Origin of the sequence: Hydrocarboniphaga effusa AP103, assembly GCF_000271305.1 — a bacterium.
Classification (GTDB): domain Bacteria; phylum Pseudomonadota; class Gammaproteobacteria; order Nevskiales; family Nevskiaceae; genus Hydrocarboniphaga; species Hydrocarboniphaga effusa.
Map to the genome: position 1 here is coordinate 252,555 of NZ_AKGD01000002.1, position 23,460 is coordinate 276,014.

19 protein-coding genes are annotated in these 23,460 nt (G+C 54.5%); 4 read left to right on the top strand and 15 right to left on the bottom strand.

All coding sequences use genetic code 11. The features are described 5' to 3' along the window. Positions 1-51: 51 nt before the first annotated feature. Positions 52-756 (bottom strand): hypothetical protein, encoded by a 705-nt coding sequence (locus tag WQQ_RS12580; protein WP_007185572.1) that lies wholly within the window; start codon positions 754-756, stop codon positions 52-54. A gap of 456 nt (positions 757-1,212) precedes the next feature. Here WQQ_RS12580 and WQQ_RS12585 point away from each other — a divergent pair, with 456 nt between their 5' ends. Beyond that, a complete protein-coding gene (locus tag WQQ_RS12585; RefSeq protein WP_083844537.1) occupies positions 1,213-2,277 on the top strand; it encodes a CE1 family esterase in 1,065 nt (354 codons plus the stop codon). A 434-nt stretch (positions 2,278-2,711) separates the two neighbouring features. Here WQQ_RS12585 and WQQ_RS12590 read toward each other — a convergent pair whose 3' ends face one another. Next, positions 2,712-3,086, bottom strand: a complete 375-nt coding sequence (locus tag WQQ_RS12590) for a hypothetical protein (protein ID WP_007185574.1) — start codon at positions 3,084-3,086, stop codon at positions 2,712-2,714. 111 nt (positions 3,087-3,197) lie between these two features. On the opposite strand from WQQ_RS12590, the gene WQQ_RS12595 reads away from it, so the two are divergent. From WQQ_RS12595 to WQQ_RS24345, 3 genes are all read left to right on the top strand, one after another. Continuing rightward, positions 3,198-4,037: a hypothetical protein gene (locus WQQ_RS12595; RefSeq protein WP_157534676.1), complete on the top strand. Its 840-nt coding sequence runs from the start codon at positions 3,198-3,200 to the stop codon at positions 4,035-4,037. 190 nt (positions 4,038-4,227) lie between these two features. Beyond that, positions 4,228-5,571, top strand: a complete 1,344-nt coding sequence (locus WQQ_RS12600) for a UDP-glucose dehydrogenase family protein (protein ID WP_007185576.1) — start codon at positions 4,228-4,230, stop codon at positions 5,569-5,571. Positions 5,572-5,769: 198 nt separating this feature from the next. Further along, entirely contained in the window at positions 5,770-8,106 is a 2,337-nt protein-coding gene (locus WQQ_RS24345) for a hypothetical protein (protein WP_007185577.1), read from the top strand. A gap of 81 nt (positions 8,107-8,187) precedes the next feature. On the opposite strand, the gene WQQ_RS12605 is transcribed toward WQQ_RS24345, so the two are convergent. From WQQ_RS12605 to WQQ_RS23765, 13 genes are all read right to left on the bottom strand, one after another. After that, the gene (locus WQQ_RS12605; protein ID WP_040454095.1) at positions 8,188-9,618 is read right to left on the bottom strand and encodes a mannose-1-phosphate guanylyltransferase/mannose-6-phosphate isomerase; all 1,431 of its coding nucleotides are present in this window, start codon (positions 9,616-9,618) and stop codon (positions 8,188-8,190) included. Between the two features lie 95 nt (positions 9,619-9,713). Then, on the bottom strand, positions 9,714-10,583 hold the full coding sequence (rfbD, locus tag WQQ_RS12610) for a dTDP-4-dehydrorhamnose reductase (protein ID WP_007185579.1): 870 nt from the start codon (positions 10,581-10,583) through the stop codon (positions 9,714-9,716). After that, positions 10,583-11,134: a dTDP-4-dehydrorhamnose 3,5-epimerase gene (gene rfbC, locus WQQ_RS12615; protein ID WP_007185580.1), complete on the bottom strand. Its 552-nt coding sequence runs from the start codon at positions 11,132-11,134 to the stop codon at positions 10,583-10,585. The genes rfbD and rfbC overlap by 1 nt, the downstream gene beginning before the upstream one ends. A 187-nt stretch (positions 11,135-11,321) precedes the next feature. Next, positions 11,322-12,197, bottom strand: coding sequence for a glucose-1-phosphate thymidylyltransferase RfbA (gene rfbA, locus WQQ_RS12620; protein WP_007185581.1), 876 nt, complete (start codon positions 12,195-12,197; stop codon positions 11,322-11,324). A 1-nt stretch (position 12,198) separates the two neighbouring features. Then, entirely contained in the window at positions 12,199-13,260 is a 1,062-nt protein-coding gene (gene rfbB, locus WQQ_RS12625; protein ID WP_007185582.1) for a dTDP-glucose 4,6-dehydratase, read from the bottom strand. 85 nt (positions 13,261-13,345) lie between these two features. Beyond that, positions 13,346-14,446, bottom strand: coding sequence for a DUF1972 domain-containing protein (locus WQQ_RS23745; protein WP_083844538.1), 1,101 nt, complete (start codon positions 14,444-14,446; stop codon positions 13,346-13,348). Positions 14,447-14,452: 6 nt separating this feature from the next. Next, positions 14,453-15,691, bottom strand: a complete 1,239-nt coding sequence (locus WQQ_RS12635) for an oligosaccharide flippase family protein (RefSeq protein WP_157534677.1) — start codon at positions 15,689-15,691, stop codon at positions 14,453-14,455. Between the two features lie 68 nt (positions 15,692-15,759). Beyond that, complete coding sequence (locus tag WQQ_RS23750) at positions 15,760-17,034, bottom strand: O-antigen polymerase (RefSeq protein WP_007185586.1); 1,275 nt, start codon at positions 17,032-17,034, stop codon at positions 15,760-15,762. A 34-nt stretch (positions 17,035-17,068) separates the two neighbouring features. Beyond that, positions 17,069-18,187: a glycosyltransferase family 4 protein gene (locus WQQ_RS23755; RefSeq protein ID WP_192812975.1), complete on the bottom strand. Its 1,119-nt coding sequence runs from the start codon at positions 18,185-18,187 to the stop codon at positions 17,069-17,071. A gap of 50 nt (positions 18,188-18,237) precedes the next feature. Then, on the bottom strand, positions 18,238-19,485 hold the full coding sequence (locus WQQ_RS23760) for a polysaccharide pyruvyl transferase family protein (protein ID WP_083844539.1): 1,248 nt from the start codon (positions 19,483-19,485) through the stop codon (positions 18,238-18,240). A 108-nt stretch (positions 19,486-19,593) separates the two neighbouring features. Further along, positions 19,594-21,441 carry a LamG-like jellyroll fold domain-containing protein gene (locus tag WQQ_RS24350; protein WP_007185588.1) on the bottom strand — a complete coding sequence of 616 codons (1,848 nt, stop codon included), beginning with the start codon at positions 21,439-21,441 and terminating at the stop codon, positions 19,594-19,596. A gap of 17 nt (positions 21,442-21,458) precedes the next feature. Beyond that, entirely contained in the window at positions 21,459-22,349 is an 891-nt protein-coding gene (locus tag WQQ_RS24355; protein ID WP_157534678.1) for a hypothetical protein, read from the bottom strand. Positions 22,350-22,503: 154 nt separating this feature from the next. Further along, the gene (locus WQQ_RS23765) at positions 22,504-23,391 is read right to left on the bottom strand and encodes a polysaccharide biosynthesis/export family protein (protein ID WP_237715073.1); all 888 of its coding nucleotides are present in this window, start codon (positions 23,389-23,391) and stop codon (positions 22,504-22,506) included. Between the last annotated feature and the right edge of the window lie 69 nt (positions 23,392-23,460).

The window sequence follows — 23,460 nt, forward strand, 5'->3', positions numbered from 1 at the left end:
CTGCGCGCGAGAAGCCGTGTGGGCGCCCCATCCGCACGAGAAAGCCGCCGATCAGAAGTAGCGGCCGAGATTGAGTGTGACGCTTTCGATGCGGCGCGGCTCCGCCGTCGGCGTCGAATTGGCCGCGTCGTAATGGGTGCGGCGTCCTTCGACGAAGAGCGTCCAGCTTTTGGCGAAGCCATACCCCAGACGAACCTTGAGATCGTCGATGTCGTAATTCTTCTTGGGCGCCTTCACCCCCGGCGCGGCGAGTTCGTTGACCGAAGCCGAGCCCAACAGATAGCTGCCCTGTGCATACAGCGGCGCCAGGAAAGACCCGGCCGGACCGAGGCGCAGGCGCAGACCTCCGCCCATGGCGACGTACGAGCCGGACCCGCTCTCGTTCTCGTTGTTGGCGTAAGTGGGATAGCGGCCTTCGACAATCAGCATCAGGGCCGCCGGACCGATGCGCCAGCCCACGCCCGTGTTACCGGAGAAATCGAAGACCCCGAAGCTCTCGCTTTTGCCCGCCACACGGCCCGGCCCATCGTATTGGCTGAAGCCCAAGCCGCCGAACCACATGCCGCCGCTGTTCTGGCCGCCCCAGATCGTGGTGTAAATGAACTGCAGGTTGTAGGTGAAGCTTTTCTCGACGTCTTCGGCGATACGAAACTCCGAGATGCCTGCTCCGCCTATCAACGCGCTTTCGGCATGCGCGGCGGATACCGAGGCGAGCAAGCTCAATGCACCGAGGGTACGGCGCGCCAGTTCTTTCATGTGGGTTCCCCGACAGTTCTTGGTTTTTGTGGGCAGAGGAAAAGGGGATCAGCCAAATCGTCGTCCAACCGTCGAACGACTCATGCCCGCGCGCCGCCGTGCCTGGACTCGGCAGAACGCAAAAAAGATGGGCTGATGTGTCAATCGAACAGCAAGACGAGGCGCGAACCGCCCGACATACGCATGCTGGCGTAGCCAACCGACATGAACGAGCATGACTCCCCCCGGAAAATGCTCCGGCACATCAACCGAAAAGCCCTGGATCGGTAATAACCGGGAGCGCTTCCAGCCGATTTGCCTCCAGCGCAGATTAGAGCGTCCGCTGGGGGCTTTCAATATGAAAGCTCGGCTCATCAAACGTAGCGTCCATCTTTCATTCAGCCGCAATTAATTTCGCAGGCAAAGGCTCTCACCACGCGGCTAATCCAGACCGCGATCGCGTGAGAGGAGATAACAATGAAAGGGAAGCACTATGTAGGCGCACTGTGCCTGTGCGGCAGTCTTTTCGTTACGGCCAGTACCGCCTATGCCAGCAATGTATTGACGGAGCTCTACGGAGCCGCTGTCAACGGCGTCTCAAATCTAGTGGGCACGGTCACCGATCCATTGGCCGGGGTCCTGGTGGGAGCCACCCAGGTCGCGCCGCGCTGGCTCCAGCGGACGGTGATCCGAGTACAGGGCCGTACCCTGGAACTGACTCCGGGGACCGCGGCCTTTGACCTCACGCTCGTCCACAACGGCGTTTCACGCAGCATCATCGTGGTTCGCCCCGAGCCCGCAACGAACCGCGCGCCCGTGGTGGTCATGCTGCATGGCAACGGCGGCACGCCGCAGAACCAGGCAAACCTCGCCGAGATTGCGCCCTTGGTCGCCAGCAGCGGCACGTGGGTCTTCTTGCCCTCGGCCGTCAACGGAGTCTGGGACGACGATCCTTCCAGCTCGGACCCGTCCAAGGACGATGTCGGCTTCATCTCCCGCGTCATCGACATTGCGGTCGCCGGCTACCAACTCGATGCCGATCGTGTCTACGCCGCGGGGCTTTCCAACGGGGGATTCATGAGCCAGAGGCTGGCCTGCGAGCTCTCCGATCGCATCGCCGCCGTGGGCGTCGTTTCGGCGGCGTTGCGCACGGGCGTGCAATCGAACTGCGCCGGCGGTGCGCCCCGGCCCATCACCCTGATCGTCGGCACCACGGACCCCATCGTGCCGTATGGCGGCATCGGCAACATCCGCTCGGCAGATGCCACGCTGGCTTTCTGGGCCGCGCGTAACGGCTGCGTGAGTTCCGCCGCCATCGTGACCGACCTGCCCAACAGCACTGCCGATGGAACCACCGTGCGCCAGACCGTGCACCAGGCCTGCGCATCGGGCAAGGACGTGATCCGCTACACCGTCAACGGCGGCGGCCATGCGTGGCCGGGTGGATGGCAATACCTGCCGGTTCCCGTCATTGGAACCACCAGCACCGACATCGACGCCAGCGCCATCCTGTTCGGGTTCTTCTCGCGCTATACGCGGTGAGCGTGCCGGTGACCGAGGGCAGTGTTCTGGCCATTATCGGCATCGACGCTGCTTTACCGTGATGCCGGCCAAGTTACCGGCTTTTCAACAACCAAACTCGACTGCCGGAAACAGAAACAGGAGTCTTTTTCAGCCTTCGTTCCGGTCCAAACACGCCAATAGGCGTTAGAAAGAGCCGTCGACCGGTGTTGGACAGCCCAAGCTAGGTGTTGATGACGGGCGCTGCTCCAAAATAAGTCGGTAGCCGAGTGATTTTGAAGCACGCACGCCTGGCGCTTGAACGTGCTGGCTTCATTTTGAGTGGAAGGCGGGTTCTGGAAACCCGCCTTCCACTTACTGAGAATGTTGTATGCCTCTGGCGCACCCGTCGCGACGACTGTCGCCCCTCAGCCCACCATCAGCGTACTCAGAGCCTTCCGGAACGGGCGAAGGCTTCACCGTCCTGCGGCTGCCTCTTCAGCTGCCTCCGCGGCCTTGAGTTTACGCTGGGCCTTGGTCGGCGCTCCCGGGAAATGCTTCTGCGTATCCTCGTAGATGGCCTTCGCACCCGGAAGCCCGCCGCTGGCGGCTTCCCTGACGGTGTTGTAGTAGGCGAGATTGCCCTTGTGGATCTCGCTGTTGAGCTTCAGATACGTGTCGTCCAGCGTATACGTCAGCGCCGAGACCGCAGTGAAGATCATCGACATCGGCCCGCGCAGCTCGCGGTCATTGGTCACCTCCGAAAGCGGCAAAAAGCCCGGCATGAACTCCGGGTTGCTGTTCATGTAGACCTTGGCCTTGTCTTCGAAGCCGATCAGCTTGTCCGCCATCGTGGCGAGCCTACGGCGCTCGCCGGCGGTGAGGGTCCTACAACAAATAATCGATTTGAACGAAGCCCAGCCGCGACTCGTCTTGCATGCGCCATCCGGGGCTTGCGTCCCGTGGCTAATACCTTCGACCGGCGCAACAGGGGAGTGAAAATGGTGCAAAGGGATACGAGTACGGAACAGGGCGGCCAACACGGCCGCATCGCCAAAGCATGGGGCTGGGTCAAAGATCTGCCAGCCGAGGCTTGGTGGCGTGTATTGAGCATTGGACTGTCCATATTCGTCATAACGCCGTTGTTTGCCACGATGATGTTTGTGTTCTACATGGCCGAGCATGGCTTCTTCTCGTACGACTTCATCAGCCAGGGTGTATTCGGCATGAAGCTCTTCATCGTTACAGCGCTGCTGTCAGCTGCTATCACGGCTGCGGGCCTCTACGGGTTGCCTTTTTTGGGCTTTGCGGCGCTCAAGAAAAAGTCGGTGGGCTGGCCACTGTGGCTGGCCTTTAGCGTGCTTGGCTTGATCGCCTGGTGCATCGTTTTTATGGCGGTCTATAACGGACCCGATGTTTCCCGGGTGATCTTCATGTGTGGTATCACCGCTGTTCTGGCGGTGCATGCGGCGATCACGACCATGTGCCAAGCCAAGTACGGGTTTTTCTCGCTGCTGGCGGTTACCGTGCTCGCGGTCTACCTGCCGGCCAGCTGCAGTTCGCAGGCAGCTCAATGGGTCGGATTGGGACTGGCATCCTACGGTGCGGGCGGCTTGAGCCCTATCACGGTTCACGCTAAAGATTCCAAGGACGTCGTACACGGGAAGTTGTTGCTGCAGTCGCCGAACACGTTGTATTTGGTCACCGAAAGCAGCGGCGATGCGCCGGTGACGTTTCCCATCGCCAATGCAAAGGCCTTTTGCGTGGGCCGGAAGGGCAAGGCGCCTGATCGCTGCATTTGACTTCCCGGACATGCCACAAAAGGTTCATCCGATAAACTTCACACAGTTTTTATAAACTTGCGGATGGGTTATCCCCCTCTCCCGCACGCGGGAGAGGGTGGTGCAACGCTCCGGGCGAAGGAGCGTCAGCCTGTCCATTCCTCCAAGGCCGTATTCAAGCCGCAAACCCTAACCAACCCCAAAGCCAGCCATGAACATCACCATCTTCGGCTCCGGCTACGTAGGCCTCGTGACCGCCGCCTGTTTCGCCGACGCCGGCAACGATGTGCTCTGCGTGGACATCGACCCTGCCAAAGTAGAGCGCCTGCGCAACGGCGAATGCCCTATTTACGAACCAGGCCTCGAAGCGCTGCTTCAGCGCAATCTCGATGCAGGACGTATGCGCTTCACCACCGAGGCTGCCGAAGGTGTCGCACATGGCCTTTACCAATTCATCGCCGTCGGCACCCCGCCGAACGAAGACGGTTCCGCCGACATGAAGTATGTGCTCGCGGTGGCCAAGTCCATCGGCCAGTACATGGACGATTATCGGGTCGTGATTAGCAAATCCACGGTGCCGGTCGGCACTGCGGACATGGTGGAAGACGCAATCACTAATGAACTCAAGGTTCGTGGTGTAGCGTTGGAATTCGACGTGGTGAGCAACCCGGAATTCCTTAAGGAAGGCGCTGCGGTAGCTGATTTCAACAAGCCCGATCGCATCATTGTGGGCACTAGCTCAAACAGAGCTACATTGGCCATGGAAGCGCTCTACGCCCCATTCAACCGCAACCATGACAAAGTCATCGTCATGAACGTGCGCAGTTCGGAGCTCACCAAGTACGCGGCCAACGCCATGCTGGCCACCAAGATCAGCTTCATGAACGAGATCGCGAATCTTGCGGAAGCCTTGGGCGCCGATGTGGAAAAGGTGCGCGTGGGCATCGGTGCCGATCCGCGCATCGGCTATCACTTCATCTATCCGGGTTGCGGCTACGGTGGCAGCTGCTTCCCTAAGGACGTAAAAGCGCTCGTTCATACAGCTGGCGCGGTGGACTTCGACGCCAAACTGCTTAAGTCGGTGGAGGCGGTAAACGCCCGCCAGAAGACGCTGGTCTACAGCAAGCTCGAAAAGCACTTTGGCGACTTGAAGGGCAAGACCATCGCCCTGTGGGGGCTGGCCTTCAAGCCCAACACCGACGACATGCGAGAGGCTCCGAGCCGCGACCTGATGGAAGCGGTCTGGGCGGCCGGCGGCAAGATCAAGGCGTATGACCCGGTTGCACAGCACGAATGTGCGCGCCTGTATGCAGAGCGTACCGAGAGCCGTGACGGTAAGCATGCGGACTTGGAACTGGTCAGCTCGCCGGAGGCAGCCTGTGATGGTGCAGATGCCTTGGCCATCGTCACCGAATGGCGCGTTTTTCACTCGCCGAACTTCGCCCGGCTCAAGAAACTGCTCAATAATCCGGTCGTGGTCGACGGCCGTAATCTTTACGATCCAGCGATGATGAGGCGCGAGGGCTTCAGTCACTACCCGATAGGTCGCAGCTGAGTCGCGATCATGCTAGGGGGCATTTTGCCCAAGGGCGTCAGTATCCTGCAGGCATAGCAGCTCAATCAGATGTCGTTGAGTCGCTGTACAAATGGCAGCAGTTAATCACTCGACGATTCTGGGATGCCTTTTGCTTAGCAGTATTGACGCTGATTTCTCGGTCGGAGAGGTCGGTTGGAGCATCATCGGAGTCCGTAGATGGGCAAGCGGACGCTGCACCTAACAATCACAGAATCTGAGACGAGCGTGACGTCAATAAGTGCTGGTAGTGACCAGGAGCTCCACATCAGTTTGCCTGATGAGGCGGCCGATCAGATAAAGCCTGAAGCTGGCGAATGTAGCCAATCACCATTAATCCCGTCGTCTGTAAATGTCACCGTGCCAGGATTGTTCTCCGCATTAGCTTTAGCCGGATTGGCTACGGCTGGTTGTGAGGAAACGCCACATCGAGACAGTCCCTCCGATCCGACGATTCCTCCAAAGCCCAATCCAAATCCCACATACCTCGATGATCCGGCGACGCTGACTGTTCACTGGCCACTGACTTGCAACACTTTCGCTGATGTGGGCTCCGATCTTTCCACTGGGAGATCCGGGCCCGCTTCGGTGGTCGATTGTTATGGCGCTTTGCAGATGACCCGCGATCAAGAAGCGAGGTTTTGGGGTGCGCGCCGCGTGGACAACTTTGTTGCAGACGACGTCTTTAGCTCTGGTTGGTCGATTGGACCGAGTGTCACTAAGAGATTGTTGAGTGACGTAGGCCCATATCGACAGCGTCGGAATGTTTATGAATTTTCGCAGGCGCGCGGCACCTCCTACCTTGCGAAGTTCAACATAGGCCAACGATGGCCTGGAACTTACGCATTCTCGGTTTATGTGGGCGGCTACACTTCTTTACCTGTTCAATTACAAATTCAACGATCTTCGGATGCGGTGATTGTGGCTGAAATTGGTTTTACTCCGCCTCAGAATGGGCTTGCACGCTACGCCGTTAGCGCCGAACTCGATGAGGCGACCGCTTCCTATGACCTTATCATCCGAGGTCAGGACAGATCACAAAAGATTAAGCTTGCGTGCGCTCAGTTAGAGCGAATTCAGGGGCAGGTTGGTGCGCCCAATGAGTACGTTCCCAGGGGAAGTGCTTTAGATGGTCCCCCGTGGAATGGAGCAAACGTCGATGGAGTCCGCTATTTCGATTATTTCAATCCATGCAGCCTGATAGCGGACGGTGAAGTTGTATCGAGCGAAACTCCGACCCCAATTCCGGCAGATGTGATCAAAGGCTACATGCTGGGACCAACTCGAGCCAACCGGTGGTGGTCCTCTCGAGATTTTGCAGCACCGCAATGGTCAAAAATCAATGTCACTTCGCAAAGCGCGATGATCGGCAGTGTCATGCTAGGACCGGCAACCTTGCGAAAAGTAGAAGAAACTAGTGATGCAGGGCTTCATCGCATTTGGCAACCATGGCGCGGGGTATTGCCAGGCACTATAAACAGACACGGGCAGACGGTGGGCGTGCAGTTGACTGTTTCCATCCATATCGACCACAAAAGAATCGATAGAAATCGCGCCCTGGTCCTCGGTTTCGTCGATACACAGGGGCAAGAGCACAAGGCCATCGTTGATGTGGCAAGCCGCCGTGTACTGAATGAAATGGGTGGAAAATTTACTTATTACAGGTCCGGATACCCTGATGCATCAGACGTAACGTATAAAACGCATGTCACCGAAATCGGTGACTTGCTGCGAGTCAGTTTCACCGATTCATGCGGTACGGGGTCGTTAACACCCGTAGGGTTTATTGGGCTTGCCGATGTTTCCTCCGATACTCCTGTCGAAAGCTATGCAGGTGTAGTGGGCGCTGGCTTATATATCGGAGCGATGCAATTTGAGCGCACGGATCACGGCATGCTCTATCTTGGGGATACTGGGAGCAGTTCGTCTTTTGGGACAGGCAGCGACACCAATGAGCCTTACTTCCCAGAAGAGGTAGGGCAGCTGGATTGGAGCGTCTACTGCGAAGTCACCACTCTTTACGATACGGACAGTCCAGCTAAAACAAGCTGGGATGATATTTGGTACGCGCGTCAGAACAGCGACGACCTACGGTGGGGCTGTGCAATTCGTCCAGGCCTTTACGGCGGAGCAGGCCCAGAGGACCATATTAAACAACCTGTGTTTGACATCTTTGCTGGACCAGATGGGACTGGTGCTGTCGGGGGAAAATTTGATGTCGCGAATGTAAGTTATTCATCACTAGCCCTCCAGACCTCACCTTGGCAACTTTCTCTTGCGTCAGCTGCTGTGGACGGTAGTAGCAACATTCGAATGTACGTGGGCGCAAAGCAAGGCTCGCTCGATTCGAATGGCACTCATATTGTGAACAAGAGTTCGATTGGCGGCTCTTTCCATATCGGATATCGCCAAGGGGCGATACCTTATGGCGAAAAATGCGTGAAGAACTTTCGCATCCTTAAGGCCGCTGCAACTTGGGAGCAAATGGCGGCTGCTGCGAACCTTGCCGGCAAATAGTTGCGCTGATTGGGTGAGCGCTGGCAAGTGAGGCAAAAGCGGAACCCGTGCAGACGGGCTCCGTTTGGGTGTCAGAAAGTGTCAAGCTTTGGCAGCTGGCGTCCTTCCATAAACATCTTCGAGGCGGACGATATCGTCCTCACCCAGATAAGCCCCCGACTGCACCTCGATGAGCTCGAGCGGCACCTTGCCGGGGTTCTCGAGCCGGTGCGTGTGGCCGAGCGGGATGTAGGTCGACTGGTCTTCGGTCAGCAGGAAGTTCTTCTCGCCGCAGTACACCCGCGCGGTGCCCGAGACCACGATCCAGTGCTCGGCCCGGTGGTGGTGCATCTGCAGGCTCAGCTTCTGGCCCGGTTTGACGATGATGCGCTTGACCTGAAAACGGTCCGCCAGCGCCACCGTCTCGTAGCTGCCCCAGGGCCGGAACACGCGCGGGCTCGTCTCCGCTTCCGTGCGCTTGGCCTTCTTGAGCTTCTGGACGATCTTCTTGACCTCCTGCACGCGCTCGCGCGGGGCCACCAGCACGGCGTCCTCGGTCTCGACCACCACCGTGTCCTTCATGCCGACCAGGCTGACCAGGCGCGTGCTCGCATGCACGAGGTTGTCCTGGCTGTCTTCGACGATCACATCGCCGCGCAGGCGGTTGCCGGATGCGTCGGTCGCCGGCAGCTTGCCCAGGTAGGTCCAGGAGCCGACGTCGTCCCAGCCCGCGTCGAGCGGCACCAGGGCGATGTTCGCGGTCTTCTCCATCACCGCGTAGTCGATCGACTCGTTGCGGCAGCGCTTGAACGCGGTCGGCTCCAGGCGCACGAAGTCGATGTCCTTCACCGCGTGGTTCCAGCTCTGCAGGCTGGCCGCATGCATCTCGGGCTCCAGGCGCTTGAGCTCGTCGAGGAAGACATCGGCGCGGAACAGGAACATGCCGCCGTTCCAGTAGTAGCCGCCTTCGTCGAGGAAGGCCTGGGCCTTTTCGAGCACGGGCTTTTCGACGAAAGCCGCGACCTCGAAGGCGCCGTGCTCACCCGCCGGGCCGGCCTTGATATAGCCGAAGCCGGTTTCCGGATGCGTGGGCTGGATGCCGAAGGTGACGATCTTGCCTGTGGCCGCGACCTTGGCGGCGGCTTCGACGGCGGCGACGAAGGCCGGCGTGTTCTCGACGGCCTGGTCGGCGGCGAGCAAAAAGACCAGCGCCTGCGGACCGAAATGCGTGCTCGCGTAGTGGGCGGCGACCGCCGCGGCCGGAGCGGTGTTGCGGCCCTCGGGCTCGAGCATGACGGTGGCCTGGTCGAAGCCGATCTCGCGCATCTGTTCGGCGATGACGAAGCGGTGCGCGTCGCCGCCGATGACCAGCGGCGGGGCGGAGTCTTCGAGCCTGGCGACCCGCAGCGCGGTGTTCTGCAGCAGGCTGCGCTCGTTGAGCAGCTTCAGGAACTGCTTGGGGTACTGCTCGCGCGACAGCGGCCACAGGCGGGTGCCGGAACCGCCGGCCATCAGGACGGGGACGATAGTCATAAAAGGAGTGTTGATTGATTACGGATATGCAGGAGAGCAAATCTTCTGCCAGCTGAAGGGCGCGCATCGATGTCTGGTTGCGCGTTTTAGTACGGTCAACGTTTTAGATCGTCCAGACAAAGCTCAAGCGCAGTTTTCCAATCTGGCAGAGCAATATCGAATGTCGATTTGAGATTCTCGGCCGAGAGCACCGAATAAGCGGGCCGATGCGCCGGCGTCGGATAGTCAGCAGTACCGATAGCATCTACTGGAATATTGGGACACAAACCGAGCTCAGCCCCGGTCGCCACGATCGCTGATGCGAAGCCGTGCCACGAGGTTTGCCCCTGCGAGGTCAGGTTCAGCGTCTCAGCAACGGGCTTCTCCGCTGTCTTCAGCACCAGCGCCGCAGTTGCTTCGGCGATCAGGCGGCTCCATGTGGGGCTGCCGATCTGGTCCCCCACCACGCGCAGGCGATCGCGCTCCTTGGCCAGGCGCAGCATGGTCAGCAGAAAGTTCTTGCCGCGCACGCCATAAACCCAGGCGGTACGCAGGATCAAATGATTAGCGCCGCTCTCACGGATCAGGCGCTCGCCTTCTTCCTTTGTACGACCATAAGCCGACACCGGCGCGACCGGATCGCTTTCGCGATACGGCTGCGTGGCTTGGCCATCGAAGACGTAATCGGTTGAGTAGTGGACGAACAGCGCTCCGAGCTTCTTGGCTTCCAGGGCCATTGCGCCTGGTGTCAGTGCGTTGATAGCACGTGCGAGCGGCTCTTCGGATTCGGCTTTATCCACCGCTGTGTAAGCCGCAGCATTCACGATGACGTGTGGCTTGAGCTCACGCACCACGCTGGCGGCCTGCTCTGGGTTGGAGAGATCGAGCTGTGTGCGATCCACCGCGACCACATCGCCGAGCACGGCAAGCGTGCGGCGCAGCTCCCAACCTACCTGACCGTCTTTGCCGGTGACGAGGATGCGCATCAGACGTAAACCTCGGCATCCTTGAAGCGCGGAGCGGCGGAATCCTTGCCCGACAGCGATGGCGCAAGGCCTTCGGGCAAGTGCCAGTCGATGGCCAGGTCCGGATCGTTCCAGATGATGGCGCGCTCGTGCGCGGGCGCGTAGTAGTCCGTGGTTTTATAGAGGAAATCCGCGGATTCGCTCAGCACCACAAAGCCGTGGCCGAATCCCGGCGGCACCCAAAACTGACGCTTGTTCTCGGCGGATAAGATCACACCGGTCCACTTGCCAAAGTTGGGGCTGCTCTTGCGCAGATCCACTGCAACGTCAAAAACCTCGCCTGACGATACGCGTACCAGTTTTCCCTGAGGTTGCACCATCTGATAGTGAATGCCGCGCAGCACACCTAGCGAGGAGCGCGAGTGATTGTCCTGCACAAAATCCAGCGTCACGCCTGTGCCTTCACGGAAAGCTTTCTGGTTGAAGCTTTCGAAGAAAAAACCACGAGCGTCACCAAAGACGCGCGGCTCGATGATGAAGACATCGGGGAGTTCGGTGGGGGTGAAGTTCATGGTGTTGGACTCATCGACTGAACTAGCTTGTTCCCTCTCCCGCTTGCGGGAGAGGGTGGTCCGAAGGACCGGGAGAGGGGTGTTCTGAAAGATGAGTTGATCATCAAACGAGCCCTCTCTCCCCGCTTCGAGGGACTCTCTCCCACAAGTGGGAGAGAGGAACAACATTCCGCTCAAACAGCAGCGTTTAGTACACCTTGTCCTGCAACAAGCTCAGCAAATGCTTGCCGTAGCCGCTCTTGGCCAACGGCTTCGCCAAGGCTTCGAGCTTGGCGTCATCGATCCAGCCTTGGCGCCATGCGATCTCTTCTGGACAGCACATCTTCAGGCCCTGACGCTTCTCGATGGTCTGCACGAACTGGCCGGCCTCGATCAGCGATTCATGCGTGCCGGTATCGAGCCAGGCATCTCCACGACCGAATTTCTCGACATCGAGTTCGCCGATTTCCAAATACCGATTGTTGAGGTCGGTGATCTCAAGTTCGCCGCGCGGCGAAGGCTTGATGGACTTTGCGACCTCGACAACGCTTTCATCGTAAAAGTACAAACCGGTCACCGCGTAGCGGCTCTTGGGCTTGCTGGGCTTTTCTTCGATGCTCAGGGCTTTGCCGGCGGCGTCGAATTCCACCACGCCATAACGCTCAGGATCGACCACCGGATAGGCGAAAACGGTTGCGCCCTTTTTCTTCTGGGCAGCCCGTTTCAGGCGATCGCTGAGGTCGTGGCCAAAGAAAAGGTTGTCGCCCAACACGAGTGCGCAAGGATCGCCACCGATGAAAGACTCCCCGATGATGAAGGCTTGCGCCAAGCCATCGGGAGATGGCTGCACAGCATAGGTCAGCGAAACGCTCCAATCCTTGCCGTCGCCGAGCAGCTGCTCGAAACGTGGCGTGTCTTGCGGGGTAGAGATGATGAGAATTTCGCGAATGCCCGCCATCAGCAGCGTACAAAGCGGGTAATAAATCATCGGTTTGTCGTAAACCGGAAGCAGTTGCTTGCTCACCGCCATGGTGAGCGGATACAGCCGGGTGCCGGAACCGCCGGCCAGGATGATGCCCTTCATTTCAGTTCCGCCCTTCGTAGTTCTTCTCGACCCACTTGCGATAGTCGCCGCTGCGAACCGAAGCGACCCAATCCGGGTTGTCCAGGTACCACTGCACGGTCTTGCGCAAGCCCGTTTCGAAGCTTTCCTGCGGGCGCCAGCCGAGTTCGCTTTCCAGCTTGTTGAAGTTGATGGCGTAGCGACGATCGTGCCCAGGGCGATCTTTTACATAGGTGATGAGCCGATTGTGTGGCGCACCCTGCGGGTGCAACTCATCCAGAACCGCACAAAGCGTATGAACCACGTCGATGTTCTTGCGCTCTGCTGCGCCACCAACGTTGTAGGTTTCGCCCGGGGTTCCGCGTTCAAGGACCAGGCGCAAGGCGCGGGCATGGTCCTCCACGTACAGCCAGTCCCGCACGTTGAGCCCATCGCCGTAGACGGGCAGGGGCTTGCCCTCCAGAGCGTTGAGGATCATCAGCGGAATGAGCTTCTCGGGAAAGTGATACGGCCCGTAGTTGTTGGAGCAATTGGTCATCAACGTGGGCAGGCCATACGTGTGATGCCAGGCGCGCACGAGGTGATCGGAGCCGGCCTTGCTCGCCGAGTAAGGCGAATTCGGCGCATACGGTGTGGTTTCTTCGAAAGCCGGATCGGTGGGCGAGAGCGAGCCGAAAACTTCGTCGGTGGAAATATGCTGAAAGCGGAAGGCGCTCTTCTGCGGTTCCGGCAAGCCACGCCAGTAGTCCAACGCCACCTGCAGTAGCGTCAACGTACCGATGACATTGGTGCTGACGAACTCCGCCGGCCCGTGAATGGAGCGGTCAACGTGGCTTTCGGCGGCCAGATGCAAAATGGCGCGCGGTTGATATTTTTCGAAGATCCCGCGCATACGGGCTTCGTCGCGGATATCCGCATGCTCGAAGTGATGACGCGGTGAATGCGCGGCTTCGCCGAAGGAAAGGGGATTGCCCGCATAAGTGAGCGCGTCGATGCTGACGATGGTTTCATCCGTCTCCGCGACCAGCTGTCGCATGACGCAGGAGCCGATGAAGCCGGCGGAGCCGGTGACGAGTAGGGTCATAGGTAGAGTTGCAGATGCAATGTCTTGAATGAACTGGGCGCCATCCAGCTATTTGAGGGATGCCACCAACAGTGATGAAGGGAATTTATGCAGGGAGAAAGCGGGTCAGCAGTGCCTCGTACTCCTTGCAAATCTTGTCCCAGGTGAACTCAGCCTCATAGCGTGCAACAGATGCAGCACGCATCTGGTTCACCCTCTCAGGGTCAGCCACGAGCTCCTGCAGAACGCGAGCGAAGTCATCCGCTCCATCAAAATAGACCCCTCCATCGCCGACGACCCACCGATTAAATCGGTTGCTATGTGCGATAACGGCGTTGCCTGCGCCCAGGGCTTCTACCAGAGAGGGATTAGTGCCGCCGACTTGGTGTCCATGTACGTACGCCCAGCTATGGAAGCGCAAAGCTTGAACAATGGGCTTCTCATAAATAGCGCCCAGAAACTTCACTTCGTCGCTGGCCGCCTGTTGTACGGCGCGGTGATAAGCATTTGTCGGATCGTACCTGCCGAGTACGGCAAGATGAAGACCACGTCGCTCACGGGAAAAGCCGCTTACGATTTCGAGAAGTGAGTTCTCTGGCTCGGGGCGCGCAATGACGGTTAAAAACCTCCCGGGCTCCAATCCATATGGGGTGACAACCTCCATTGGTGCACTAGCAACTTTGTCGGCTCCGTAGGCGATTGTCGTGATCTTGCTAGCGCGCACCCTGCTCTTAAGGTGTTCTTTGATCTCGGGATGATCTGCAACCAAATGGTTGCCGAGCCAGCAACCGGCCCAGTCATTTAGCCAAAACCAAGTCTTGGCTGCTTTCCCCCACTTTGCGCGGGACCACTCGATGCCATCCATATTGATGACGTTTGGGATGCTATGGACGCGGAGCCAAGCACTGAAGACCGCAGTGTTGTATCCCAGGGTTAGACAAAGATCTTTGTGGCGGGCCGCATGCAATGTCGTGTGCCAGTCGAAGCGCATCGTCGCTCCGGGGCCATCGCCAGCAACCGGTATATGAATGCGCTCTACGTTCTTCCATTTGTCCTCATATATCGGGCCTGTGCCACTCTCTTGGCAATACACGATAACGCGCCAACCTTGTGACACGAAATAAAGTGCAGCCTGCTCAGCAAAGGTCTCGAAGCCGCCATGAGCAGCCGGAATTCCTCTAATCCCTAATATACGTAGTACTTTCATATGTAACTATTTGGGGTCGGTCGAAAAATCACTGCGTACAGGCCTGGCCAAGACAAAACCCAGCATTTTTTGCGCCAGAACCCCCAGAAAAACGCCTGCGGCCGCCCCTTGTGCGCCATGCCAATAAGCCAGTATTAATGTCATGCTGAAAGTGACAGCGGCACCTAAAAACATCGCGCACGAGTAGGCTCGGCGCCTATCACTCATGATAAGAAGCATAAGTGTGGGCCCGAATAGTGCATGGATGACCTGAGCGCTCAGAAGAAAAAGCAAAACATAGAACGCGTCTCGGTATTCGTTGCCGAATACCGAAAGCACTGGCTTCCCAATAGCGCCCAAAAAAAAGCAACCTGGGATTACTGTGATAATCATCATGCGCGTAAAGCGGCGATATATGTCGCCCGCTCCAACCCCCATCTTTATTGCCCTTCCGATTTGTGGAGCGGCCACTGCGTTAATAGAGGCAAAACCAAAATAAACCACGCTGGCAATTCTTTGAGGTACGGAAAAAAGGGCGACACTGCTTGGTGTGGACGCAATTCCGACTAATGTCGTGGGCAGGGCATTGATGGCCATATCTGCGAGAGCCCCAGGCCACAGTGGTATCGACGCTCTGAGAGTATTGATTCCATTACTCGTGCGCAGCTCTTTGAGTTTTGGAAAACCAGAGCATTGAACAAGCAAGAAAATGGAGTAAAGCGCAGTGAAGCACGCCGCAAGGAAATAGGACCAAGCAATAGCTAGCTCGGTATCTGAGTACAAGTGAGTCAGGGAAAACAGGATAACAACCACCAAGCACTGCTGCATTCCCGTTTGAAGAAAGGATGCAGATACATTCCTTTCGAGGCCATTAAGAATCGACGCAATGATCATGTAAACTGATATTGGACCAATGGCGAATATCATGATAAGCACCAAAAGCGTGCTGTCTTTGGGAAGATTGCAAAAAGCCAGAATGGGGTTGCGAAAAATCAGAAACAGCAAGCAGAGCGCCATCGAAAATAAGAAAGAGAGTAGGATTACCATGTACATCTCAGAACGCAATGCGGAATTACGCAATCCATCCTTTTCCTGGCTCACTAATTTTATTACCGCAAAATCCAAGCCGACGCGCGTTACTGTCGACGCAGCCAAAGAAAACGCAATAGCCCAGAAAAACACACCGGCTCTATCAGTGGCAACAAGCCGACTGATCTGCGCATAAAAAACGAAAGCCATGGCGGCACCGCCCAGCTTCAAACCCATGCTGAGAGCCGACCGGAACCCCGATCCCTTAACCTTTAAAAACATATGCCAGCCTCTCATGAACAGCACTAATATGCAGAGAAACTGGGCAGCCCAGACTTCTGATTGGAGGCACTAAAAAAGATTTTCCTAGAGATCTTAATGGATGCTAAAACAATAAATACCCAAAGAGCACCCATTGCTTGGGCAGAAATCCCTGAAGTTAGTGTTCTTATTGCCACTTCCAAGATCATAATATATGAAACAATAGTTATTGGGGATCTTGATGTCGGATGAGTAGAGCGAAGATAATAGCTTCTCAAAAGATATGCGAATACAAAGCACCCAAGCGCAACTCCTGGAATTCCAAAATTGATATAAAGGTCACCAACGATTGTAGGAGGAACCCCGAACCCTTCAAACTCCATGCCGGTTACTTCTTTGATCCAAGATTGGAAATCAACTTGTTTACCGGGCAGAACGGTCAAGATATCCATAAAGAAAGTCTTGCCATACATTAGTTCCGCGCTCTGGAAAGCTGAAAATGTGGCCTCTAAGTTATTAAAATAAACAATTACTCGGTAGTAACTAGCGGTAAGTAGGCTGGTAGTTGTGTCGCTTCCGGCGTTTCTATACATTTCAAATAAATTAACGCCCAAAAAAGCAAGCAAGCCAAAGGCGATAAAATACTTAAAGCTAATCTCTTTTCTAAAATAATGAAAGCTCGAAAGTATATATATTAAAGTCCAGAATGTGTAACGCCTTGAGCCAGTTCCTGCTAGAGCGATGCCGACAAAAATTCCTGAAATGATAATCCAGGTGGATGGTGACGTTCCATACTTTTTGCTGTTCCAATATTCAATCGCTGCATAGAGCAAGATCCCAGTCATCGACAACGTGGCCAACCATAAAATGTAGCCGGCACCTGAGTTCTCTAAAGCCGCGGTCCGAGCTGCTTCCTTGTTTGTGGCTAAAAGTGGAATACCACCTGCACGTAAGAAAAAAAGCAGAAGAAATACAGTGCCAATCCCAATCAAGAGCTTCGCAATTGATCTATAGCCAGTCGGCTTGAACGTAGCTGCACGTTTTTGAGCTGCTCCGCTAATCATTGACGAATTAAACGTCAACTTTGAAAGTAAAAATCCGGCGTTAAGACTTATATAACCTAGCGATATCAGTTGGAGAACAAAATCATAGTTGCCGGAAAGATAAAGCGAGGGCGCAAAAGCTTGCATCGCAAGAGGGCCAATGCCAATAAAAACAACAAAATAAGCATTGACGATCATCTCTGGCTGAAAAATATCCCGCTTCTTAAATAGAAGAAGGGGCGCAATCAAGCATAGACAATACAAAAAAGTTGCCATAGTGGCGGAGCCTATGTTGAGGTGCTTCCCGCACTCAAAGCGAGGAGCCGGGTGGTAGAACTTTCAGATAATCGGTGTACAAGCTTTGGCCAATTCTGTTCCAGGAATAAACGTCGATCATCTTGCGATACGCTGAGTCAATCAATTCTGTCGACACACGCTTCTCGCTGAAAAGCGCTTTGAGCAGAGCAATGCTTAAACTCTCTGGAGAATCTTTCTTAAAAATATATCCGTTGACGCCATCGTCTATCACTTCGGTCATTCCAGGGAGGTCCGAAGCAACAGTCAAAGTGCCTAAGCTCATGGCCATCAATAAAACCCCACTTTGGTAAATGCGGCGATATGGTAGAGCCACAACATCCGCTGCTTTGTAATATGCAACGGCCTCATAGTCCGGGATGTATCGAATATTCTGGATTACGTCATCCGCAATGCCCAAGTCCGAAATTTGTCTCTGATAACTAGAGAAGTCATCCTTCCAGACTTTTCCTGCAATGACCAAGTAAACTTTTTCGGGGGACTGCTTTCTGACTATGGAAAAAGCATCCAGAAGCACATCCAGTCCTTTGACCTGTTTTATCTGACCAAAAAAAAGGATGATTGGAGCGTTTGCAGGAAGACCTAGCATCTCTCTTGCCTGCTCTTTGGTGAGAGCGGCATTCTGAAAACCGACGTAGTTTCCATGAGGGACGACTGAAACCTTTTCTATGGAGCTCGGAAAAACTCGAATAATTTCTTGCTTGCTCACTTGGTTATGAACAATAAGATGGTGGGACAATGCAATGACCAAGCGACTTAGCCAAGCAACATCCCGTCCGGCAAAGCTTTCAACATCATGTGCGGTTACGACGACTCTCAAAACACAGAGCCTAGCCAGCGAGACCATTAGCAGCTCGGCAGCTCCGTAGCGAAAAAAATGGAAATGCGCAATTGAGGTCTTGTTCCATCGGGCATGCAGAACGGACCATGCTGCTCCTGCAGCAAACTTCAGCATCCTTATTGGTAGCGACCCTGCACCATACACCCCTTTGAAAAAACGACGTACGGCAAAAGATGCATCGGATGGAACTACCGTCTCTTGACAGGTGTAAACGGTCACTCTGCATCCCGCTTCTGACAGGCCATGAGCCAAGCCAAAGTCGTAGTAGTTCATGCCTCCGTGGCCTCCGACAGGCTCAATAATGGCTACTCCAAGGGAGCTCGTCATGGCTTTCGAGGGGGGGCGTAATAATTCGATCGGGAAAGGTCCATGACTGAAGGCAAGTTGGATTCCACTCTCTTGCGATAGAAATCCAACTGGGAGCGCCAGGTTGAGAAAGCTCTATCCAGAACTCCTTCTTTCACTATTTCAGCCGGGCCCATGGCGCAATCCTTGGGCAAATCAAAGTGGTCTAGCAGGCCTTCAAACTTCCCTTGATACGCAATTCCAAAAACAGGGACACCGGTACCAAGAGCGGCGATGGCTAGATGCATTCGGCCTGTGAATGCCCCGTCGACATGCGAGCAGATCTCTTTTATTTCCGACGCCCTTATGACTTTTCGAACGATGTAAGTTCGCTCCTGAGCTTCCTGGGGTAAGCCTAAAAAAATTTGAGCTAATGGCCTACGATCGTCTATATAGTGACGAAAATCATGGGGGATTAAGACGAAGCTGCAGTCCTTGTTTTTTGATATGAGCTTGGAGAATTGCTCAACTAAAGAAATGGTAATGCCAGGCCCATGCTCTTTGGCAAAAAGCTCATGAATATTGATGGCAAAAGTTGGGCGGCAGTATGTTTTTGCCTGAGCAATGAACTCGACCACGGCACGGGTCTCTGGCGAGCTTTCAGGCTCTAGTCCAAATGCAACATCGGCTGATAAACGAAGGTCCCCATCGATAAAAGCGCGGGCACGCTCATGCGAAATCGCGTCACGCAAATATAAGGGTGCCTTTCCCTTGAGGGAGTTGAACTCACGTATAACCGCCTGGTGAGGGCTGGAATTCAGGCTAAAACCCACTATCCTGGAATCAAAGCCCAACTCCTTCGCATACTTAGCCAGTCGAATCCGCATCACAGCATCAGGGCAGGAGTAGTGCCCGTCCAAAATGTCTGCTCCAAGAATAAAAAAGCCGCCGTTGCCTGGCAATGCGCTGAAGATACCACTCGGAAGTTTCCAGTTGCTGATGACGCGCTTAACAGGGGCGCCATCAGCGAAGGGTGCAGTATCAGGATAATTTCTGGGCGCGAGTACAACAGGGTTTAGTTCAGGCCGGCAGGAAGCAAGGGAATTGATGGACCCTGCTGTCATGGCGTCGTCTCCGATGCCCCCCGGAGCGTCGGCTGGTAGTACATACGCCACTAAAGAATCTGATCTCGGACTCAGCTTCGGCTCAAAGGTTTTATGTGTCCAATTATCGGCAGCGAGCAAAGAGCTTTGTAACTTATGCTTTAGGCTTGATTTCCAATTCATCTATATTTTCGCTTACCGCTCAAGCCTCACTTCATTTTATTGAAATAGCTCCGAAGAGCTTTGGCCAGTAGCGTTGGTTGAGAAATGCCCTGAGAGAGTGACCAAGAATCAGACAACTTCGCCATCAATGATCTGTCCATCGTTGAGATGGGAGTTCGTGGCTTTTAGTACACCATTTGCAGCATTGTCAGCGAGCCATTCTTCAACAAAATCAGAGACGGGTAAGGGGCCATTTTCCCAGATGGATAACCAATTGTTGAAAGCTTCCGCTGGCGATAGCTCTCGAGAATAAATACGAGCTTCCTTGAAAAGCAGGTCGTTGGTTTGCTCAATAAAATCCTTTTCACGCTTTCTGCCACCAAAAATAAGACGGTGACCGGATACCCCTTGGATGTTTGAGGGTGGTGCTCCGCCCGAACTTGGGTCTGTACTCAAATCGTGGTTGCAGTCCTTAACCAGTGATCCATTGACATAGAGCTTCCACTTTCCGTGGCCATTATGGGTTAGCAGTAAGTGCTGAAGATCATGAGGGGCAACCCCGATTCCGGACATCAAAGCGCAGACCTGCTGAGGAATCACATCATGATCCCATATTTGCCAGATTGGAGACTGAGCCCATGCTATTGAAGCAAATGGCATTGGAACGCCAGCTGCCCAAGTGATTGGCCATTGAGCGATAACGGATAAGCCGAAAGAAACCGAGCCCATATCGGCATCAGGACCATTGGAACGAAATATAAGAGGCGATTGCTTGCCGACCTCGTTATTGTAATCCGGGCCAACGAATACCGTTGTATCAGTCTGATTATGCGCGCACAGAATTTCAATCGTTATCGGGCCCGAAATAACCAAGGAGTCGTCACTGCCGCAGTCGATGTAGCCGGTGCTTTGCGTGGCGATTGTGTTCTTCGTCCTGTAGTTCTCACGCTCGGGGACAAAAATGGCGTTTCTCGATCGCCGAAAAGCGTAGCAAACATAGCTGACGCCGCTTTGATTGAGATTCGGATCGCCAGAGAGTTGTATTGTCCGGTTTTTAACTTCCTTGAGGCCAATCGGCTGCACAGAGCTTCCAGACATTGGCTTGTAAGTTGAACCCATTCCCTCAATCCATACACCACCTCTAAAGGGCGCTGGAGTTAAAGGCATAATTAATACCGCGTCTGGGTTCCAAGGCAAGGACAAGGACCTAGGCTGCGATTCCCCAGCATATGCGAACGCGATTGTGTCTTCTGAATCTGCAGGAAAGGCCAAGACATTGCAGGATTCACCTGTATTGACAATGTTCTCTGTCCCCACCGTAAACGTACCATCCGCATTGATTTCTGCGTTTGCGGCATTGCCTCTGTAATCAGCGCCTCCCAACTCATAGAAGGCATGTGCAGCAGGAGGATCGTTATCTCTTTTAAGGATGATTGCCTTCAGCTTCTGTTCCTTGAAGAGCTCGACTGTTCTCGGGCCATCGTAAGGATGACTACCATAGTAGTCGCCATTGAGGAGTGCTAATCGCTGATTATCTTTATAGGCGAACCAATGATATGTGACTCCATCGACATTGACGTCGATCAGGCTTCCAACTTCAAATCCGTTCTCTAGTAGGACTATGCCTCGCGGCCGGGTGACGCCGCCCCCCAGTTCCGTCTCACAAAAATAGCTGGTTCGGCCATTCCATGTTGTATGGGTGACATATGAGGGAGGGCGGTCGCTTAAGGGAACAATTAGAACAAAGTCAGGACGAAATCCTACGGTGGTCCGGACGGTCGTCCCATTGCCCGTGTATGTACCAACGGCGGTTGCCGTTCTGAGCTCACCTTCCTCGATCGGACCATCTGAGCCTTCACCACGCGAAACATCCTCACAACCGGCAATACCAGAAGCGAGAAAAGCGATCCCACCTTTAACTAGAGTTCGGCGGCGAATACCGCCCAAAAAATGAGGATGCTGCCCTTTGGTGTGCATTTTGTACGGTCTCTAATTTATTGGCACTGAAAATACTGCTTGTCCAGGGCATCTGCTGCCCAAATTTCGAGCCATCGGGGCCGGAGTGAATTGGAACGTTGAACCATTGATCGAAATCCCGACACATCATTCGATTTGGAATAAATTTTGATTGCTTGTAAAGCACCTTGAGCCTGACCACGATTAATAATCAGACCGGCGTACCCATTCCTTTCATTGAACCAGCCTTTACCTTCAAAGCCAAGCAGCATGGGCACATAACGCTCGCCAAGAAGCTCTCTAAGCTCTCTGCTCAACTCTCTGCTCACCGCCGGACGCTTTGCCGAACCAATCTGTTCATGCAAAGCTACTGTCAACGTGGTGTCTGGTAGATCTTGAGAGAATGTTTTGGCCATCTCTAGCCATGCAGAGATAAAGCTTTTATCCGAATAATTATGAGCTCGAAGTTGCTCATCCGCTGAAATGACAGCCGCTTCTAGGCCATTGGTGTTGCTGGGGCCTGTAACGGCAACCGAATTAATATTCTTGAAAGGCGCTAATGCAGGCAAAAACTTGCGGATGAGAGCTGTGAAGTTGGCCAGGTAAGTTGCATCCCACGGAACTGGCGCCGAGCTAGGCTTGCCATTGACATTGTCCACATAGTTATCAGTGTGAGACCAGTTCATGTACTTCACACCTTGTGCCGAAAGCCAGTTAGGACTCCAAAGACCAGGCAATATGGCGATATTAACCTTCTTGCCTGCTGCCTGCGCCTCCTTAACAGCATCAATGAGTCCATTGAAATCGGGCTGATCTTTTACTTTCTCTATTGACCGCCAGCTCCAGTAAATTGTCACCCCTTCCACACATGAAAGGCTGAGCGCTTTGGGGAGCAGATTTAGTTCGTTGTTCCGGACGATGACGTACACCGGCCGCTCGCTGGGCGACGCAGCCTCTGAGGAACCGCTAGACAACACGATCAGTATAGTTGCGAAACAAAATAACAGGCCCGAAATGAATCGAAATGTCGACGAAGCTGATTGCATGGCAAAGCTCTCTGCATTTAGATCGCGGCCTACATATTTACTGAAATAGACTGTCGATCTGAAATGCTGCGGTAACTGTTGGCAATATCTGGCTGATGAAGGAATTATACTGTGAGAAGTTGGTGGCTTTTATGTAAACAACGTCCGATGGATTAAGGATAAACTCACCCGCAAGAAGCATTCCACCTGGATTTGACATGTCCAGTCCAAATATCCGGGCCACGCTATTTGAATCGTCAGCGCGGCGGAAAATCAGAACTCCGGAATCTTCGGCGGTGAGCTTGTCGAGCCCCCCTGACTTTGCCAGAGCTTCTGACAGCGACAAATTCTGCTGACCTATTACAATCGGGCCGGCAGAATTTATCTCACCCATGACAAAAATCTGGTCACCTCGATTGTCTGGAATTTGAATTATATCTCCCGCTACGAGCAGGGGATTTGCTCCTGCTGTTTGACCAGATAGCAGACTGGCAAGGTTAATTTGATAGGTAAGACCGTCTCGAATAAGAAGAACAACTCTGCGGCTTGCATTGGCATTCAAGCCTCCCCGTTCGTTCAGTGCCTCCAGTACACCCTTAACTGTGTCATCTAGTGTGACGACACCCGGACTATTAACTTCCCCAGTTACTTGGACTCGATGCGATCGAAAAGCGACCACTCGAACGTCTACCTGCGGCTCTTTTATTGTTATTAACTTTGAGCTGACGTATCTGCGAATTTCCTGGATGGTCATCCCAGCCGCAGCAAATGACCCTACATAAGGGAAATTAAGATGCCCACTTGAGTCAATGAGTTGGCCTGTAGAGGCTGCGTCTTGAATGGCCGTGCCGAACGGATTCGTTAGATTAATATTATCCCAAACGATGATTTGAAGAACGTCACCGGGTCCGACTTTATACTCTGCTACTGGTCCGGAAGAATTCACACTCGGCAAGGCGCTCAGTTTGGAAGCGACGTCCCCCCGTAGTTGAGTAGCGGCCCGGTTTGGAATCCA